Source organism: Pseudorhizobium xiangyangii (genome assembly GCF_020531965.1).
GTDB lineage: Bacteria > Pseudomonadota > Alphaproteobacteria > Rhizobiales > Rhizobiaceae > Neorhizobium > Neorhizobium xiangyangii.
Map to the genome: position 1 here is coordinate 153,425 of NZ_JAJAWH010000002.1, position 18,499 is coordinate 171,923.

The 18,499-nt window shown below is 61.4% G+C and carries 17 protein-coding genes; 6 read left to right on the forward strand and 11 right to left on the reverse strand.

The annotated features are described in order from the left end of the window. Window positions 1–8: 8 nt before the first annotated feature. Complete coding sequence (locus LH464_RS02130; RefSeq protein WP_226784712.1) at window positions 9–758, reverse strand: SDR family oxidoreductase; 750 nt, start codon at window positions 756–758, stop codon at window positions 9–11. A 203-nt stretch (window positions 759–961) separates the two neighbouring features. Between LH464_RS02130 and LH464_RS02135 the strand changes: the two genes are divergently transcribed. Beyond that, window positions 962–1,876 (forward strand): AraC family transcriptional regulator, encoded by a 915-nt coding sequence (locus LH464_RS02135; RefSeq protein ID WP_226784713.1) that lies wholly within the window; start codon window positions 962–964, stop codon window positions 1,874–1,876. A gap of 203 nt (window positions 1,877–2,079) precedes the next feature. Here the strand turns inward: LH464_RS02135 and LH464_RS02140 are convergent, their stop codons facing one another. From LH464_RS02140 to LH464_RS02175, 8 genes are all read right to left on the reverse strand, one after another. Continuing rightward, window positions 2,080–3,186, reverse strand: a complete 1,107-nt coding sequence (locus LH464_RS02140; RefSeq protein WP_226784714.1) for an ABC transporter substrate-binding protein — start codon at window positions 3,184–3,186, stop codon at window positions 2,080–2,082. A gap of 288 nt (window positions 3,187–3,474) precedes the next feature. Then, window positions 3,475–4,221 carry a sulfite exporter TauE/SafE family protein gene (locus LH464_RS02145; protein WP_226784715.1) on the reverse strand — a complete coding sequence of 249 codons (747 nt, stop codon included), beginning with the start codon at window positions 4,219–4,221 and terminating at the stop codon, window positions 3,475–3,477. 150 nt (window positions 4,222–4,371) lie between these two features. After that, entirely contained in the window at window positions 4,372–5,700 is a 1,329-nt protein-coding gene (locus LH464_RS02150) for an aspartate aminotransferase family protein (protein WP_226784716.1), read from the reverse strand. A gap of 188 nt (window positions 5,701–5,888) precedes the next feature. Beyond that, window positions 5,889–6,209: an ArsR/SmtB family transcription factor gene (locus LH464_RS02155; RefSeq protein WP_226784717.1), complete on the reverse strand. Its 321-nt coding sequence runs from the start codon at window positions 6,207–6,209 to the stop codon at window positions 5,889–5,891. Between the two features lie 124 nt (window positions 6,210–6,333). Further along, window positions 6,334–7,077 (reverse strand): HugZ family pyridoxamine 5'-phosphate oxidase, encoded by a 744-nt coding sequence (locus tag LH464_RS02160; protein WP_226784718.1) that lies wholly within the window; start codon window positions 7,075–7,077, stop codon window positions 6,334–6,336. Beyond that, window positions 7,074–8,132: a choline ABC transporter ATP-binding protein gene (gene choV / locus LH464_RS02165; protein WP_226784719.1), complete on the reverse strand. Its 1,059-nt coding sequence runs from the start codon at window positions 8,130–8,132 to the stop codon at window positions 7,074–7,076. The genes LH464_RS02160 and choV overlap by 4 nt, the downstream gene beginning before the upstream one ends. Further along, the gene (gene choW, locus LH464_RS02170; protein WP_226784720.1) at window positions 8,129–8,971 is read right to left on the reverse strand and encodes a choline ABC transporter permease subunit; all 843 of its coding nucleotides are present in this window, start codon (window positions 8,969–8,971) and stop codon (window positions 8,129–8,131) included. The genes choV and choW overlap by 4 nt, the downstream gene beginning before the upstream one ends. Before the next feature lie 70 nt (window positions 8,972–9,041). Beyond that, complete coding sequence (locus LH464_RS02175) at window positions 9,042–9,989, reverse strand: choline ABC transporter substrate-binding protein (RefSeq protein WP_226784721.1); 948 nt, start codon at window positions 9,987–9,989, stop codon at window positions 9,042–9,044. A 198-nt stretch (window positions 9,990–10,187) separates the two neighbouring features. On the opposite strand from LH464_RS02175, the gene LH464_RS02180 reads away from it, so the two are divergent. The 4 genes from LH464_RS02180 (at window position 10,188) to LH464_RS02195 (ending at window position 13,445) form a co-directional block, all read left to right on the forward strand. Then, window positions 10,188–10,769, forward strand: coding sequence for a thymidine kinase (locus LH464_RS02180; RefSeq protein WP_226784722.1), 582 nt, complete (start codon window positions 10,188–10,190; stop codon window positions 10,767–10,769). 88 nt (window positions 10,770–10,857) lie between these two features. Then, on the forward strand, window positions 10,858–11,307 hold the full coding sequence (locus LH464_RS02185; RefSeq protein ID WP_226784723.1) for a pseudoazurin: 450 nt from the start codon (window positions 10,858–10,860) through the stop codon (window positions 11,305–11,307). A gap of 91 nt (window positions 11,308–11,398) precedes the next feature. Next, the gene (locus LH464_RS02190; RefSeq protein WP_226784724.1) at window positions 11,399–12,307 is read left to right on the forward strand and encodes a hypothetical protein; all 909 of its coding nucleotides are present in this window, start codon (window positions 11,399–11,401) and stop codon (window positions 12,305–12,307) included. Beyond that, the gene (locus tag LH464_RS02195; protein ID WP_226784725.1) at window positions 12,300–13,445 is read left to right on the forward strand and encodes a DUF2333 family protein; all 1,146 of its coding nucleotides are present in this window, start codon (window positions 12,300–12,302) and stop codon (window positions 13,443–13,445) included. Before LH464_RS02190 ends, LH464_RS02195 begins: the two co-directional genes overlap by 8 nt. A gap of 28 nt (window positions 13,446–13,473) precedes the next feature. On the opposite strand, the gene LH464_RS02200 is transcribed toward LH464_RS02195, so the two are convergent. Next, complete coding sequence (locus LH464_RS02200) at window positions 13,474–14,205, reverse strand: LuxR C-terminal-related transcriptional regulator (RefSeq protein ID WP_226784836.1); 732 nt, start codon at window positions 14,203–14,205, stop codon at window positions 13,474–13,476. Window positions 14,206–14,581: 376 nt separating this feature from the next. Here LH464_RS02200 and LH464_RS02205 point away from each other — a divergent pair, with 376 nt between their 5' ends. Continuing rightward, the gene (locus LH464_RS02205; RefSeq protein WP_226784726.1) at window positions 14,582–16,828 is read left to right on the forward strand and encodes a TonB-dependent hemoglobin/transferrin/lactoferrin family receptor; all 2,247 of its coding nucleotides are present in this window, start codon (window positions 14,582–14,584) and stop codon (window positions 16,826–16,828) included. Between the two features lie 68 nt (window positions 16,829–16,896). Here the strand turns inward: LH464_RS02205 and LH464_RS02210 are convergent, their stop codons facing one another. Further along, the gene (locus LH464_RS02210) at window positions 16,897–18,447 is read right to left on the reverse strand and encodes a DUF2235 domain-containing protein (RefSeq protein WP_226784727.1); all 1,551 of its coding nucleotides are present in this window, start codon (window positions 18,445–18,447) and stop codon (window positions 16,897–16,899) included. Window positions 18,448–18,499 lie beyond the last annotated feature (52 nt).

Consider the following 18,499-nt stretch of genomic DNA (forward strand, 5'->3'; position numbering starts at 1 on the left):
GAACAGGCTTACCAGCCTTGCTCGGTTGGCAAGACGAACATTTCCGCGACATTCATGCGCTCCGGTGCCTTCAAGGCAAACAGGATGGTGTCGGCGATATCGTCGCCTTCCAGAAACGTCATGGACGTCGCGAGGTCGTCCATCTGCTTGCGATAGTTTGCATCGGAGATGTGCTCGTAAAGCTCCGACTTAACGGCACCCGGCTGAATGCAGGTGACGCGGATATTGTGTTTCGGCCCAACCTCCATTCTCAAGCCGTCGGAGAAGGCGGCGACTGCCGCCTTGGTGGCGCAGTAGACGGTGAGGCCGGTAAATACCTTCCGCCCTGCGATCGAGGACATGTTGAAAATGTGTCCGGATTTTTGCGCGATCATCTGGGGCAACACGGAGGCAGTCGCATTGAGAACGCCGGAAACGTTCACATCGACCATGCGCTGCCATTCATCGACCTTAAGACTGTCGATGTCGGAAAGCGGCATCAGGCCTGCATTGTTGATCAGAATGTCGATGCAGCCATACTGGGCAATTACCTGTTCAACGGACGTCTTGCAGGACGTGGGATTGGTAACGTCGGTTTCCAGCGAGATCGCCCGCCCACCATCGGCGGCAATTTCTGCGACCAGTGCGTCAAGCCGATCTTTGCGCCGGGCAGCCAACCCAACGATAATCCCTGCTGCTGCGAGTTTGCGTGCGGTTGCGGCCCCAATGCCGCTCGATGCGCCCGTGATGAGAGCGACTTTGCCTTCGATGTTCATCAAAAATCTCCGTTAAACTCTTTGCCAGACGGCAAATCGTGACGACGGGTATTCCTAATGATCGAGACGAATGCGTGCGCGCGGTGCCTTGCCGTAACTATCGTGATCTTGCGCCAAACAGACACGTCGCCGGTTGAGCACTATCGCCAGCGCACGTCCGGCTATTGTAGATACGAACGTTCCTGAAACGAAACGGTTTTGTTGACATGGCCCCCGCAAAACCATCCTCCCTACGGTCATCCAGCCGTGCGCTGGAACAGCACATTCGTGGGCACAAGATCGTCCAGAGCGCGGGCGAGGCGTGGGCGGATATCGAGGTGCAGATATTTCAGCGTGCGCACGAGGAAATGGAGGTTCTAGTCCCGGCCGTGGCGGAAACTCTCCTGGTCTGGATCATTTCAGGCGAAGCTCTCGTCGAGGAGCGCGACCTTGACGGCGAGTGGCACGGGAGTGTCGTAAAGCCTGGTTCATTCTATCTGACGCAAGCGCAATCTCCTTATCTGATGCGGTGGAAGGCCGCGCCGGAACAACCGTTTGAGGTCATGCACCTCTATCTCGGCCCGGAAATGGTAAGCCGCGCGGCCTTGTCTCTGAAACTCAATCCGGCGCGCACGCGCATGCAGGAGGTTTCGGGTGGCCACGATATCTTCGTCAGCAATCTACTGGCAGGATTGAGAGATGAATTGCGGGCGGCCCATTGCGCCAATCGGCTATTCATCACCGGCCTGGTCGATAGCCTCAGCGTCCATCTGTTACGCCACCACGCCGAGGCGTTTACCGCGAAGGGGCGCAAACCCGCCCTGCTTCCCGCCTGGAAGCTGCGCAGGTCGCTCGATCATATGGAAGCGCATCTCACAGAACCATTTGACTTGGACTGCCTGGCCGCTCTGTGTGCCATGAGCCGGTATCACTTCAGCCGTGCCTTCCACAACACGGTGGGGCAAAGCCCTTCACGCTGGTTCATCCAGCGCCGCATGGCACATGCAAAAGAGAACTTGCGCTCCACAGACATCAGCATCGTCGATATTGCGGCGAGCGTTGGTTACGGCAGCCCTAGTCATTTCGCAAAGATATTCCGGGCGGAAACCCAGATGAGCCCGAAAGAGTACAGAAGCATATGAGTTTAGCCTGTCACACAGGCTCGATTAGAGCGGACTTGCTTTCCTGACGGTTGCGATGCTGTTGAATTGGCAGTGTTGCCACACCGGCAATGTCCGGTGTTGGCCCTGAGAGCATGCGCTCGGGTGGTGGTGGTCGCTATGCCTTTCAATAAAAAAAGCGGCCGTCGCCGGCCGCTTTTCGAATGCTTGTATCGAAGTGCCGATTACTCGACGGAAACGATCTGGCCTTCTTCCCACTTGAAGAGCGAGAAGCTCTGCGAGGTCAGGTCGCCGGTTTCGCCATAGGTCACTTCGCCAATGGCGGTCTTGATCGGTGAGCCGTCCTTCAGGGCCGCTGCAACCGCTTCGGAATCCTCGGCGCTGCCCGCCTTCTCGATGCCGGCCTTGATGACCTCGACGGCCGCATAGGCGTTCAGCGTGAAGGCTTCAGCGGGGATGTTCTTGGCAGCCAGCGCATCGGCGGCGGCCTTGGAATCCGGGTTCTTGGTTGCGTCCGTGGCATTGGTGAAGACGGTGCCGGCGGCCACGTCGGTAGCGATGTTCCAGTATTCGCTGTTCGACAAGCCATCGCCGCCGATGATGGTGGCCTTGACGCCGACATCGGCAAGCTGGCGGGCCAGCAGACCGGCTTCCGGGTGATAGCCACCGAAGTAGATGACTTCGACACCTTCTGCCTTCATGCGGGTGGTCAGCGCGCTGAAGTCCTTGTCGCCGGCGGTGAGCGCATCGTTGAAGACTTCGGTGACGCCGCCGGCATTGAGCGAAGCCTTGAAGGCGTCGGCAAGGCCTTTGCCGTACTGGCCCTTGTCATTGATGATCGCGACCTTCTTGTCCTTGAGGTGCTCAAGAACGTATTTTGCGGAAACTTCCGCCTGCTGGTCGTCACGGCCGCAGGTGCGCAGCACGTTGGTGAGGCCGCGTCCGGTCAGGTCCGGAACGGTCGCGGTCGGGGTGACCATCAGGACGCCGTTCTCGGCAAGGACGTCTGAGGCGGGCATGGCTACGCCCGAGGTGACGGGGCCGACCACGAAACGGATGCCTTCACCGACGAGCTGGTTGGCCGCGGAAACGCCCTGCTTCGGCTCGCCCGCATCATCGGCAATCTTCAGCACGACCTGCTCGCCATTGATGCCGCCGGCCTTGTTGATTTCCTCGACGGCGACTTCGGCGCCGTTCTTGACTTGCGTGCCATAGGCGGCGACCGGACCGGTGAGCGGTGCGATGAGGCCGATGACGATTTCGGCATGGGCGAGGGGAGCGAAAGCCAGCGAAGCGAGCATGGTCGCCCCGGCGAGAAGTTTCCGATTCATCTTGGTTCTCCTTGGTTGGGTCCTTGGACCCCGACAGTGCGCGTTGTCGCTGTCGCGTTTCGACCGAGCGGTCGTGCCAAAGGCGAGCGGCGGGCGCGCGTTACCGCCCGGCGCGCCATGTTTGGCTGCAGCTCGAGCTTGCCAAATTCCTAGATTGTCCTCGGACGCTTCGCAAGGAAATTGCTGAAACAACAGGCTCCGGCGACGGGTTGCTGTCGTAAAATTGATCATTTGCACCCAAATGTTGCTGGCAAGGTTATCCGCCCGCCTGCGGAGGCTGCCTTGTTCCTACACAAATGGCCGCAGAAGCATTTCCATTCCGAGGATCAGAAGGGCGAGCAGAAACCATCGGCGGAAGGTCGGTGGGCTGATCCGGTTGCGGGCAGCCTGGCCGGCCCACATGCCGATGAGGGCAGGGATCAGGGCCAGGGCCGAAATCCAGAGGTTTCCGGGGTCGTAGGCGCCGCGCAAGGCAAGGCCGGCTGCAAGGGCGATTGTCGAAACGGTGAAGGAGAGGCCGAGCGCCTGGACGAGTTCGTCCTTCTCCAGTCCGAGCGACTGGAGATAGGGTACGGCGGGAATGACGAAGACACCGGTGCCGCCGGTGACGATGCCGGTGACAAGCCCGACGACAGGGGACAGCCAGGGCTCGACCCCCGCCGGGACGCGCAGCTGACGGGCAAACAGAGTGAAGCCGGCATAGACCACCAGCGCGGCGCCGAGCGCCCCCGTCGTGACCGCCGTATTGCCTTCGGCCAGCAGCGACGATGCGCCGACCGTGCCGATCAGGATGGCGAGCATCATCGGCCAGAACCGTCTCAGAACCGTACCGACATTCGGGCCGGCGGCGAGCTGCCAGACATTGGTGACGAAGGAGGGAACGATCAGCAGGCTGGCGGCGGCGAGCGGTGAAATCAGCGCTCCGAGAACGCCCATCGCGACCGTCGGCAGTCCCATGCCGGTGACGCCCTTGACGAGGCCGGCGACGACAAAGGTGGCGGCGATCGCCGACAGGAGAATGAACTGGTTATCCATCAGGTCCCTGATTGCGTCGTGAGACTGCGATCACGGCAGCACGCCAGCGCAGATCGATCGGCAGAGGCCGGTGTATCGGCACGGAGCCAGCAGTCCGAGGCATGAGCTCTCCCGCCGGGGCGGGAGAGTGCAGGTCACATGGCTGATGGATCAGATGTTGTTCGTCAGGATCTCGCGCAGCTTGCCGATGATCTCGTCGATATGGTGCTTCTCGATGATCAGCGGCGGCGACATGGCGATGATATCGCCGGTCGTGCGGATCAGGAGGCCGTTCTCATAGGCCTTCAGGAAGGCGGAGAAGGCGCGCTTGGTCGGTTCGCCGACGATCGGATCCAGCTCTATCGCACCGATCAGGCCGATATTGCGGATGTCGATGACGTTCTTGACGTCCTTCAGCGAATGCAGGCCGTCTTCCCAATAGGACGCCATCTCGGCAGCCCGGGTCAGCAGGCCTTCCTCCTTGTAGGTGTCGAGCGTCGCGAGAGCGGCGGCGGCTGCTATCGGATTGCCCGAATAGGTGTAGCCGTGCATGAACTCGATCATGTGCTCGGGGCCGTTCATGAAGGCGTCGTGGATTTCCGACGTCACCAGGACGGCGCCCATCGGTATGACGCCATTGGTCAGGCCCTTGGCAGTGGTCATGATGTCCGGCGTCACGCCGAAATAATCGGCACCGAAGGGCGTGCCCAGGCGGCCGAAGCCGGTGATGACTTCGTCGAAAATCAGGAGGATGCCGTGCTTGGTGCAGATGTCGCGCAGCTTCTGGAGATAACCCTGCGGCGGGATCAGGACGCCCGTCGAGCCGGCGACCGGTTCGACGATAACCGCGGCAACCGTCGATGCGTCATGCAGGGTGACGATGCGCTCCAGTTCGGTGGCGATGTCGCCGCCATGCTCGGGCTCGCCGCGCGTGAATGCGTTCTGGCCGGGCAGGTGCGTGTGGGGCATGTGATCGACGCCGGTCAGCAACGTGCCGAACATCTTGCGGTTCGCGACGATGCCGCCGACGGAAATGCCGCCGAAATTGACGCCGTGGTAGCCGCGCTCGCGGCCGATGAGGCGGAAGCGGGAGCCGTTGCCCTTCACGCGATGATAGGCAAGCGCAACCTTGAGGGCGGTGTCGACCGATTCCGAACCGGAATTCGTGTAGAGAACGTGGTTCATGCCCTCAGGCGCGATGTCCACCAGGCGGTTGGCCAGTTCGAAAGCCTTCGGGTGACCGAGCTGGAAAGCGGGGGCGTAGTCCAGTTCGCCGGCCTGCGCGCTGATGGCTTCGGTAATTTTCGGGCGGCAGTGGCCCGCATTGACACACCATAGACCTGCCGTCGCATCCAGCACCTGGCGCCCGTCATGGGTCGTGTAGTGCATGTCCTTTGCACCAACGAAGAGGCGTGGTTCTTTCTTGAACTGGCGGTTGGCAGTGAACGGCATCCAGAACGCCCGAAGATCATTGGGCGTCGAATTAAGGCGGTTGGACATGAACTTTTCTCCCCGACCGGCAGTGGGCCGGCTTTTTTGACTACATGGTCAAATTATCAGGGGCAATCGCGCCGTCAACCCGCACCAAAGGCGTCATTTGACGGCTCCAACGCTGACAGCCGAAGCGTTCACGAAGCCGGTATCGGCCGGCTTCGTGAGACAGTTACGGCGGCATGTCAGCGCTGTCATCAGGCGGCCGCGTATTTCGCCCGGATCGGCTGGCAATAAATATCCTCGAGAGAATCGAGGATCTTCAGCACTGCTGGCGAAGAGCAGGAGTAATAGATGGTCTGCGCATCCCGCCGCGTCTTCACCAGCTTTTGCGCTCGCAGCTTGGAGAGGTGCTGCGAAAGGGCCGATTGGCTCAGGCCGACTCGAACTGCAAGAGCGCCCACTGCAACTTCACCCCTGACGAGGCAGCACAGTATCATGAGGCGTTTTGGATTGGCCATGGCCGACAACAAGCCAGCGGCGACGGGTGAATGCTCAGAAAGTGGCATCGTATCCATTAGTCTTAATTTCCCCAGGAAGCGGGAACGCTTCTAAATATGACCAGCATGGTAAAGTACCAAATTAACAATGGAAAATGACGGTTGTATATCCCTAATTTTGGGGTAGTGAATGTTTAGGTGCTCAAGAATTAGACAACTCGCCGATATGCTTAAGTGCGTCGTCTGCAGAGAAGAGCGGCTCGACAAACTCATGTCTGAGTTGATTGTCACCCCATACAAGATCAAATCCTGACGGATCAACCCCGGCGAAGCGGCAATTTATTTGATTGTGCGACGTGAGACGCGCAGCCAGTGTGGTTGCTTCCTCCGTCATTCCCCGCAAGCGGCGCTGCAGATCTCGCCATTCGGCTGGCGCATGCGATTCGGCGATGCGCAGGTCGCTGCCGGGAAGCGCATAGGCTTTGCCGAAGCCGCCATTCAGCGACGCGGATTGGGGCGTCAGGCGGAAGAAGCGGAAATCGGGAAAATCGACATAGAGGGAAGCCTTGGGATGGCGGTCCAGAAAACGCTCGCGCAGCAGGACGTGAGCATCGCCGGCTCGATCGACCGGTTGTGCCAGGCACAGCACGGTAATGCGCGGATATGCCAGCGGATCACCCTTGCCCGGCTCGCCGGCCAGCAGAGAGCAGCGCGGGTCTGCGAGCAGCGCCCTGGTATGGGCTGACAGGGCAGAGGCGAGGATGACGGGCACGCCGTCGAGATCCGTTGCCGTCAGCGCTCGGCTTGCCGAAGGAAAACCCGTCTCCGCGTCGATGACGGCGAGCGACATATGACGGGCGCCTCTCACCAGCACGCGTGCCAAGCGGCGTGCCTCGTCATCCGTTTCCCTGAGGACGCTGGGTTTGTCTGAGGTCTTTTCGTTCACGGTGTCCCCGTCCGACGTCTGTGCCGGGTCAATCCGGCAATAATGTCATCGGCTGAGATCGTACCGATGATCGCGCCGTTGTCGATGACGCCGATTGTCCCAGGCTGGCGGGCAAGCGCGTCGAGGATATCGACAAGCGGTGTCTCCTGTTTGGCAGTTGCGGAGACGCCGGTCGCGGGGGCGCCGGAGGCGACGCCCGGGCGCATCACGTCGCCCGCGGTCAGCATGGCTATCGGGTTCAGGTGCTGGACGAAATCCGAGACGTACTGATTGATCGGATCGCGGACGATTTCCTGCGGGGTGCCGCACTGGATGATGCGCCCGCCTTCCATGATGGCGATGCGATTGCCGATCCGGAATGCCTCATCGAGATCGTGGCTGACGAAGAGGATGGTCTTCTTGAGGCGTCGCTGGAATTCCAGGAGTTCATCCTGAAGCCGGGTGCGGATCAGCGGATCGAGCGCGGAGAAGGGTTCGTCCATCAGGAGGATCGGCGCGCCGGTGGCGAAGGCGCGGGCAAGCCCGACGCGCTGCTGCATGCCGCCTGAGAGCTCGCCGACCTTGCGGTCCGCCCATTGACTGAGGTTGACCAGTTCCAGTTGCTCGCCGACGCGCCTGCGCCGCTCGCCATCCTTGACGCCGGCCAGTTCGAGGCCGAAGCCGACATTCTCCTCGACCGTGCGCCAGGGCAGGAGGCCGAATTGCTGGAACACCATGGATACGGTGTTCGTGCGCAGGTCCCGCAGCGATTTGGGACTGGTCTTGTAGGGATCGATCGGGCCGTTCGCCGTATTGACCTGAACCTCGCCGCGGGCAACGGGCGCCAAGCCGTTGACGGCGCGCAGGAGGGTTGACTTGCCCGAGCCGGAAAGCCCCATGAGGACGAGGATCTCGCCCTCGCGGATCGACAGCGAGGCCTTCGATACCCCCACGACGATGCCCGTCGCCTCGCTGATCTGGTCGCGGCTCTTGCCCAGGTCGATCAGGTCGAGGACTTCGGCGTGCTTTTCGCCGAAGACGATGTCGATGTTCCTGAAGACGACTGCGTCGGTCATGTGCCGTCTCCCGATGCGGGGCGGAACATCCGGTCGAGGATGATCGCCAGGATCACAATGCAGAGCCCCGCCTCGAACCCTCGGGCGATGTTGACGGTGTTCAGCGCCCGGACAACCGGTACGCCGAGGCCGTTTGCGCCGACGAGGGCGGCGATCACCACCATGGAGAGCGACAGCATGATCGTCTGGGTGAGGCCGGCCATGATCTGCGGCATGGCGAAGGGCAGTTCAACCTTGCGCAGCACCTGTCCAGGCGTGGCGCCGAAGGCGACCGCCGCTTCGGTCAGTGCGTCAGGAGTGGAGACGATGCCCAGCCGCGTCAACCGGATTGGCGACGGGATGGCAAAGATCACGGTGGCGATGAGCCCAGGCACCATGCCGAGACCGAACAGGATGAGCGCGGGGATCAGGTAGACGAAGGTCGGAATGGTCTGCATCAGGTCGAGCACCGGACGCATGGCCTCGTAGAGCCATGGCCGCCGCGCGGCTGCGATGCCGAGCGGTATGCCGACCACCATGCTCACCGCAGTGGCGGCAAGCACCAGCGCCAGTGTTTCGGTCGTCTCTTTCCAGTAGCCCTGATTGATGATCAGCAGCAGGCCGAGCACGGTGAAGGCAGCGACCCCGAAGGAGCGGCGGAACCACCAGGACAGGCCCGCCATGACGGCGACGATGACCAGCGGGTGGGGTGTCTGCAGCACGAAGAGCAGGCCATCGATGACGGCCGAGAGCATGGCGGATAGCCAGTCGAAAAACCAGGCGCCGTTATCCGTCAGCCAGTCAACGAAATCCTTGGCCAGGCGGCCGATGGGAATCTTGAAGTCGGTCAGCCAATCCACAGCGGTATACCCGGTTGGATGGTGTCAGGAAAATCGGGGCGGAACCGCCCCGATCGGCGACGTATGCTGCTCAGAGGCCAAGCTCTGACTTGACTGCGGCGGAGGCGTCGCCGCCATCCCTGGTGGTTACTCCGCTCAGCCATGGCTCGATCGCGCCGCCGTTGGCCTTCAGCCATTCGGTGGCGGCGTCTTCCGGATCCTGACCGTCATCGAGGATCGAAGCCATGATCTCGTTTTCCATCGGCAGCGAGAACTTCAGGTTCTTGATGAAGGCGCCGACGTTCGGGCACTCCTCGGTATAGCCGGCGCGCACGTTGGTATAGACTTCGGCACCGCCGAAATTTGCCCCGAAGACGTCATCGCCGCCGGAGAGGTAGGTGAGCTTGAAATTGGCGTTCATGGGATGGGGCTCCCAGCCGAGGAAGACGATCGGCTCGCCCGCCTTGTCGGCGCGGGCCACCTGAGCCAGCATGCCCTGTTCGGAGGATTCGACCACCTCGAACTCCTTCACGCCGAAGGTGTCGTTCTCGACCATCTCCAGGATCAGGCGGTTGCCGTCATTGCCGGGCTCGATGCCGTAGATCTTGCCGTCGAGCGCGTCCTTCTGCGCCGCGATGTCCTTGAAGTCCTTGATGCCGAGTTCCGCGCCCTTTGCGTTGGTGGCGAGCGTGTACTTGGCGCCGACGAGGTTAGGCCCGAAGGATTCGACCGATTTGTCGTCGAGGAAGGGACGGACGTCGGCTTCCTGGGTCGGCATCCAGTTGCCGAGGAAGATGTCGATGTCCTTGTTCTTCAGCGAGCTGTAGGTGACGGGGACGGAGAGCACCTTCACGTCCGTTTCGTAACCGAGTGCTTTCAGCAGAACAGAGGCGGTCGCCGTGGTCGCCGTGATGTCGGTCCAGCCGACGTCGGAGAAGCGCACCGCACCGCAGGATTCGGGCTCGGCTGCCGCAGCACCATGAGCGAGCGCAGCCAGCGATACGGCACCGGCTAGCATGATCTTCATCGGATGGTTCATCGTGGTGCTCCGTGGGTTCATGTTCCCGGCCATTATCAATATATGGCGAAAGGAGGCAAGCGAGGTCGTGAACCGGCAAACCGGATCGTGTCTGCTATGCAACGGGTGCCAGCAAGTGCAACGTTTGCAGCCTATTTCCTGTGGTTTTCGGCGCAGCCGTGCTTTTCTACGCGACGATTGAACGCCAGAACGGCAGACATGGCCAAGCTCTATTTCCACTACGCGTCGATGAACGCCGGCAAGTCAACGCTGCTCCTGCAGGCATCCTACAATTATCAGGAGCGCGGCATGCGGACCGTCATCCTGACGGCAGCACTCGACAGCCGGGCAGGGGTCGGACGGGTCGCTTCCCGCATCGGCCTGCACGCGGATGCCATTCCATTCACCGCGGCCGACGATCTCTTCGCACTCGTCGAAGACATGCATCGTAGCGAGCCGGTTGCCTGCGTCTTCATCGACGAAGCGCAATTCCTGTCGCCCGAGCAGGTCTGGCAATTGGCGCGCCTGGCGGATCGCGTCGGCATTCCGGTCATGGCCTATGGCCTCAGGACGGACTTCCAGGGAAAGCTGTTTCCAGGATCGCAGGAACTGCTGGCGATCGCCGACGAGCTTCGCGAAGTTCGCACGATCTGCTTTTGCGGTCGCAAGGCCACGATGGTCGCGCGTCTGGACGAAGAGGGGAACTTCGTACGCGAGGGGGCGCAGGTCGATGTCGGCGGCAACGAAAAATACGTCTCCTTCTGCCGCCGCCACTGGGAAGAAAAAATGCGCTGCTTCTAAACTGCTTGATCTTCGTCAAAGAGCGCGGGGGCATGTCGCCGTATCAAGGTGGTCGACGCCTCCCAAGGCGCATTTCAGGAGATCGAGAATGTTCAAGACTGCAAAGACCGCCTTCCTTCTCGCGACGAGCCTCGTGGCCCTCTCATTTCCGGCCCTCGGCGCGGAAATAGAGGTCAAGATGCTCAACAAGGGCGCAGACGGTCAGGCCATGGTTTTCGAGCCGGCCGCCATCAAGGCCGCTCCGGGCGACGTTATCAAGTTCGTGGTTGTCGACAAGGGCCACGATGCCGCTTCCGTCAAGGGGATGATCCCGGATGGTGTCGAAGAGTTCAAGGGCAAGATAAACGAGGAACTCTCCATTACGGTCGGCAAGGAAGGCGCTTATGTCGTGAAGTGCACGCCGCATCTCGGCATGGGGATGGTCGCTCTGATCGTCGTCGGTGACGCGCCCGCCAACCTCGAAGCGGTCAAGACCGGCAAGCTGCCGAAGAAGGCGCGCGAGCGGATCAACGCCGCAATTACGCAGCTCGGCCTCTAAAACTCAGTGCCGATCCTGCCTTTACATCGGGCCGCCGTGGTATAAGTCCATGGCGGTCTTTTGTTGTCTGATGCGCTTGCGGGGGATCGGTATGGGCAAGGTGAGAAGCGACCGGGATTCGATTGCGGCATTGCAGGCCGCGCTCGCAGATCTCGACCGTGAGATCGACCGGACGGGGAACGCCGTCACCGAGGCAGCCAGATCCAAGCGGGTGCCCGACATCACGGGCGATGCGACGCCGGGGCTCGAGGGCATCTCGGCGGCATGGACATCAGCCTGCGAAACACTGGCGGTTCGCGCAGCGATAATCGCGGCGCGCGTCGATGACGTGATGGCCGTGCTCGAGGACAAGCCGCAGCCTACGGCGAAGGAGCGACTGAGGGCCGCGCTACGGAACCTGCTTGCGATGCGCTTCGGCCGGTCGGGCTGGATGGCGACCGATGTGCTGGTTGCGGCGCTTGCCGATGCCGACAGCCTCCACGGCATGCTTTCGGCCCGCCGCGAGCGGCTTGTCGCCATGCGGCAGCGCGTCGAATCCGATCTGGTGGAACTGGGCGGGCACCGCCAGGTGCTTGCCGACAACCTGGCCGAGGCCGCCTCGCACGAGGGGCGGCCGATCAGCGGCGCTTCGGTCCTCGTGGAGCAGTACCTCCAGACGGTTCAAGACTTCCTGGTCGAGATCAACCGCCAACTCACCCCCATCAATGTGCTGGTCAACAAGCTGACGATCGAGGCGGAACGGGCAATCCTGCTGGCGGGGATCCTCTCGCCGAGGCGCGGCGGATCGACGGCCGGGGTGTTCGCGCTCGACCGTGAAAGCCTGCCGCATCTGACGCCGCTGCTCGAACTCCATGAGACAGATATGCTCTCAAGCATCGAGGTCGAACGGCGAAAAACCAAGATCGACGGTCGATTTCTCGATACTTTCCGTGGCGCGCTCGACAAGGCGACCGGCACTGCCTACGTGAAGGGAACAAATGCAGGGGTAGGCAATGCTTGATGCGATCAAAGGGCTTTTCCGAAAGATTTTCAGTGCGGCTGGTCGAGCTGTCGGGCTACTGGTCGCGTGGCTGGTGTGGCCGTTCCGAGCCGCCCGTGGCTGGTATTCGGGCCGCAACTGGATTGTGAAAGGGCCGCTTCTGGCGATCCTCGTCCTTTTCACGGGGCTCTATGGCTACTTCTTCTGGCAAACCCAGGTATGGAGCGGCTTCAATCCCGACTTTATCGACAACCATCGCTGGTCCGAGCGGACGGTTGCCGCCGGACAGGAACTGCCCGCCCCGGCGCCGGCTGCCGCCGATGCTCCGGCGGTTGCCGCCGCGCCCCAGTGCCAGACGTCGGCAATCGTCGATGCTGCCGCCGATCTCATCGTTTTCAATGTCAACGAGAACGCCTGGATATCCTCCATGCTTCTCTACCGGGTGGGGCTTTTCGGTCTCGACTGGGACAATACGCCATTTCTCGACAACAAGGCGTCGTTCCAGCGCGGCGTGAACCAGGCCGTGCGGCGCACGTCCATCGAACTGGTTGACACGCTGGCGCGAGTGCGCGGCACGTCGGGCATCAACAACGACTTGCAGGATGCCCGCAACAACATGCAGTTCGACGAGTACTCGTGGTATTTCGGGCTCAGCCCCTTCGGGCCAAAGACACCGACTCCGAGCTACTACCGGTCGGCGCTCGACAGCCTGCGCAAGTTCAATGTGGATCTCAGCGCCTGCAAGGCGACCTTCGACGGGCGTGCCGACAACCTGGTGCAATTCCTCGACCGGATCGCCAACGATCTCGGCAGCACGTCGGCGATCCTGCGCGAGCGGTCGGAGAAGCACAATGGCGGCTGGTTCGATACGCGTGCGGATGATCGCTTCTGGTTCGCCTACGGCCAGCTATACGGCTATTACGCGATCCTTTCCGCCGCCGGGGCGGATTTCAGCCAGGTCATCCGCGAGCGTAACCTCGGGCCATTGTGGGCGGATACACTCGGCCAGTTCCGGGCGGCGCTGCGGATACAGCCGGCGATCATTTCCAACGGTCGCGAGGACGGCTGGATCATGCCGACGCATCTGGCGACGATGGGCTTCTATATCCTCAGGGTAAGGTCCAATCTCGTGGAAGTCCGGTCGGTCCTTGACCGCTAGGAAGATCGGGGACCGCTAGGAGATCGGGTCAAGGAATGAGGCCAAGGCGGATCGCCTTGGCCACGAGCTGCGTGCGGTTGACGCAATCCAGCTTCTTGATGGCGTTGGTCATGTGTGCGTTGACCGTGTGATCCGACAGCGACAGGATGTGGCCGATCTCCACCGAGGTCTTTCCCTGGGCGGTCCACCGCACCACCTCCAGCTCGCGACCCGAGAGTGGGTTGGGCACGGCGAGGCGACCGGTGCGGCGGATTTTCTCGAACACGTCGAAGGCGTGCAGCGAGATCATCCCGAGTTCGTTGATCTCCGCCTGCTGAAGCGGTGGGCGGTCACCATCGAAGCACATGAGGAACCGTTCCCCGTCCAGCGAATGCAGCGGCATCACGATTGTCGTGGTGATGCCGAAGCGGCGCAGCAGGTGCATAACCGGTGTCGGATGCTCCTTGCCAAAATCGCTTTGCAGACTGTCCAGCGTCCATGCGCGGGGCAGCATGGATTCGAAGAGTGTGGGCAGGATCGGGAACTCTACCAGAAATCGGTTCCTGTCGAATTCCTGGACGAAATCGGCAGGGAGAGTGCTCCGGACAAGAATGCGAGACAACAGGTGTTCGATGCCTGTCGGTTTGACCAGTAGTGATACATAGCTAAACTCGAAGGCGCGTGCCGCACGTTCCAGCGCTGCCACAACATCGGCCTGACAGCCGGCTGCGGCAATCACCTCACTCAGTGCTGACTGCCTTTCGGGCTCTTCCATCTTCACGACCGACAAATGCGACTGCCCCCCTCTGAACTCTGGCCGCGCTGATCTAACCAAGAGTAGCTTTGCACTTTGTTTACGATAGATGGTCAGATTTTAACTACTTAGCAATTGTTGGCCGGTGTCCACAAGCATCCTTTTGTAACAGGTATACTGTGTGCATTTTGTGCGGGGGTGGCCAGAGGCGCCTGTCGGGATCGCAAATGAAAATATGAGTTTTTTTATCACCTTTAATGTTGACAAAAAGAATCATGTTTTTTAGATGGCGGAACCAAGGCAGGTTTTCCTCCCGCCCGTATGACCCAGATCGGAACGCTCTTCCAAGCGACGCACTGCCGTGCGCCGTCGATGGCGCGTGCCTGCTCAAGAAAGGAATACTATGAACGCCCGAACCACGAGATCTCTTTTGCTCGCCTGCACGGCGATTGCCGTCTTCTCGGCTTTGCCGGTATGGGCGCAGCAGGCAGTCGCCACCAATGGCGAGACGCAATTGCCAACGATCGTGGTGAAAGGGCAGCGGGTTGCGGCCGGCAGCATCGTCAACACGCCGCTCGCCTCGGAAACGACGGAAGAGGAAATCGAGAGGAATCAGGTCCAGAGCATCGAGGATCTCGGTCGTGCGCTTGAGCCCGGTGTGAACTTCAGCCGGGGCACGACCAACTCGCTCAATATCCGCGGCCTTGAGGGGCATCGTGTTGCAACGATCATCGACGGCGTGCCGATTGCCTATCTTCAGGACGGTGCGCGCAGCACGTCCGGCGGCGCGGAAAGCTTCGACTTCTTCGCCCTGACCAGCGTAGACGTGATGCGTGGTGCGGATTCCAGTCGCATCGGCGACGGCGGCCTTGGTGGTGCTCTCGTGCTGCGCACGCTGGAACCGGAAGACCTGATCGGCGAAGGCAGGACCTGGGGCGGCAAGGTCGGCAGCGGCTATGACAGCACCGACAACAGCTGGTACGCAGGCGCGGCCGTGGCGAAGCGGGTCGAAAACACCTCAGTCCTGTTCCTGGGCTCCTACAAGGAGGGCCATGAGCGGGACAACCAGGGGACCGTCGGCGGATACGGCCCGACCCGCACCAAGGCAAACCCGGCTGACTACGACCGGCACAATCTCCTGTTCAAGCTGCGCCAGGACACCGAGCTGGGCCACGTCTTCGGCCTGACGGCAGAGCGCTTCCGCTTCGACAAAGACGTCGACTTGCGTCGTGACCAGATACCGCTCACCGGCAACTACCGTCCCGGCAACCATTCGAACGGCCAGGCCAACGAGCGCGACCGCGTGTCGCTCGACTACTTTTACGAGGCGCCCAGCGCCGACGGTCTCATCGACGCTGCTGAAGCGACACTCTACTGGCAGCGGCAGATGCGTCAGGACAGCCAGGATTCCATCCGCTTCACCAGTGTTCCGGGCGTCTTCCAGCGCTGGAACGACATCGAGGAAGCCGGTATCGGCTTCAACGGGTTCTTCGACAGCGGTTTCCAGACCGGAGGCGTGGACCATGTCCTCACGCTGGGCACGGACATCTTCATTTCGAAGGCAGAGCAGTATTCGGCGGGCGTCGACTCTTGCCCGCCAGGACCGCCTTACTCTCCTCCGTTCCTCTTCGGCGCCTGCGGCAACCTCCATACCAACCAGTCCGACATGCCGGATGTCGACAGCAAGCGGATCAGTTTCTATGCGCAGGATCGCATGACTTTTGGCAGCAGCGGGTTCTCGTTGACGCCGGGCCTGCGCTACGACTGGTTCGACCACGACCCGAAGGAAACGGCGGACTATCTCGACAACGCCATGGACCCGTCGATGCCGCCCGGTTCCAGCGGCGACGCATGGTCGCCGAAGCTCCTGGCGGAGTATGAGGTCAACCAGCAGTTCACCCTGTTCGGCCAGTGGGCCATGGGCTTCCGCTCGCCGAGCGCCAATGAGCTCTATATGACCTTCGGCGCTCCGGGCACCTACCTGCGGACGGGCAATCCGGACCTCGAGCCGGAAACCAGCAACGGCATAGACGTCGGTGCACGGTTCGGCGATCAGAATGCCGGAGGCAGCCTGTCGTTCTTCTACAATCGCTACAAGAACTTTATCGAAAACCGGAACCTGACCCCGGCCGAACAGATCGCCCGCGGGATCGACCCGAGCCTCGGATACGCCTTCGTTCAGACGCCGGAGAACGTCAGCCGTGCCGAGATCTATGGCATCGAACTTGCTGCTCACAAGCACTTCGACAACGGTTTCAACATGCGGGCGGGAATTGCCTACGCACGGGGCGAGAACCTGGATACCGGCAAGCTGCTGGCTTCAGTACCTCCGCTCAAAGGCATCATCGGAGTGGGGTACGCGGCGGAAACCTGGGGCGTGGATGCGCTCTGGACGGCCGTGAAGGGCGTGGACGACGATTCCGCGGCGAGCTTCAAGGCTCCGGGTTATTCCATCGTCGACCTGACCGGATGGTGGGAACCTGAACAGGTAAAGGGGCTGCGGGTTCAGGCCGGCGTCTACAACGTGTTCGACGCGACCTACTACGACGCGTTGAACACCAAGGACTACACGACGATCACCGCAGCGAACCAGGAATTCTACTCCGAGCCGGGGCGGACATTCAAAATCTCGCTGACACAGCGCTTCTAGACCTTATCGGCGGGGGCTGGGCGAGGGCGGTGCGGTTTCGCGCCGCCCTCTTTGCGTTACGGCTTGTCTCAAGCCTCGGAAACGGTCAGCCGAACGCTGCCCCGGTTGTTCTCGTAGGCGTGCCAGGCATCATTGGCGAAGCAATAGAGGTATCCGGATTTCTGCGGCTTGAAGGTTGTCTTGTCGCCGATCTTGAAGACCTGGTGCGGCAGACGCTCGATCTCCTGCTTCTCGTCCTTCTTCGGTGCCGGCACGTCGTTGGCGACGAGGCCGACGAGGCAGAACCAGTCGAGATCCTCTTCCCGCTTCGTCCACCAGAAATCCACCTGGCGGTTGCCGGTGACGTTCTTCCACAATGTCTCCATGCCGCCCCAGATGGAGGAGGCGATCTGGGCGATTTCAGCCGGATTGAATTTTCCGTCGCTCGTGCCGCCCGGTCCGCACTTGATCGAGGCGTCCATCCATTCGCCCTCGGCCACAAAGCGATAGCTCTTCCCGGCCTGGAGATAGACACCGGTGTCGTTCCAGTGGTCGCGTGCGAAGATGTCGACGGTGAGCGGTAGCGTCTCCTTCAACGGTCTGTAGCGGCCCTGGGCGAGCGGTGGATTGGCGTGGCGGTCCTGCGCCGATGCATGAACCTCTTCGGATGGTGTCGCCGATACTTTCGGCGTCGCCCGTGGCCGGGTCTTGAGCGCCTTGAACACGCCTTTCACCGAGTCGTGCAGCAGGCCGCGTGCATCGGGCCTCATCTGGTTGACGGCGCCGGCATTGAAGGACAGTCCCAGCATTTCCGCTTCCTGCATCATCCAGTAGAGCGCGCCATCCGACAGGCCGGACTGGCTGTAGCCGCCGCCGACATCGCCGTGGACGCCCGGAAACCAGACCTGTTTCAAGGTTCCCGTCCAGCCGGCGGGCTTTTCCCAGATGGTGGGCAGGAAGCTCTGGCGGAATTCGTCGAGCGCAACGGCATGACGGGCATTCTGGACCGCCGGGCCGAGCTTGGTGTCGTGGAACCGGTGGTCGTCGGGATCGTCGAGAAGATTGAGGAGCGCCATGTCGTCCGGAATACCGAGCGACCCCACCGTGTCCCATACGCCGATGAAGTGAACCTTCGTCTTTCCAGCCGGGGACTGGCCCGCAGCGGAGTGGTGGAATTTGCGGTTCTTTCCCGCCTTGATGGGGCTTGGTTCATCTGCCCGGTAGGCGTCGAAGACGTCCTCGATTGCCGTCCAGGCCTGGTTGTCGGTGAGTTTTGATCCCGGCAGGTCGAGAAGCCCGCATTTGGAGATCATGCCGCCCAGGCTTCTGACCGTATAGGCACCGCGGCTGAAGCCGAAGAGCCAGATCCGGTCGCCCTCCCGGTAGGTGCGAGCCAGCCAGTTGTAGCCGCTCATGATGTTCTGATCGAGCCCCTTGCCGGTGCTGCCGCCGAGAAATCGCTTAACCCAGGTACCGTCCGTGCCGACGCCGGGGTGGTAGTAGAACTTCTGTTCGGTGCCTTTTGCGTCGGCGGCGGCGAGCGCGTTGTAGAGCTTCACGACATTGGTCGGGCTCGGCAGCCCGTTTTCAGTCGCGTCAGGCGTATTCCATGTACCATCGCAGCAGACAATGATGTTCATGCCTATCTCCCTCAGGTTGCATTGATAGGTAACTGCACCTTTAAGTAAATTG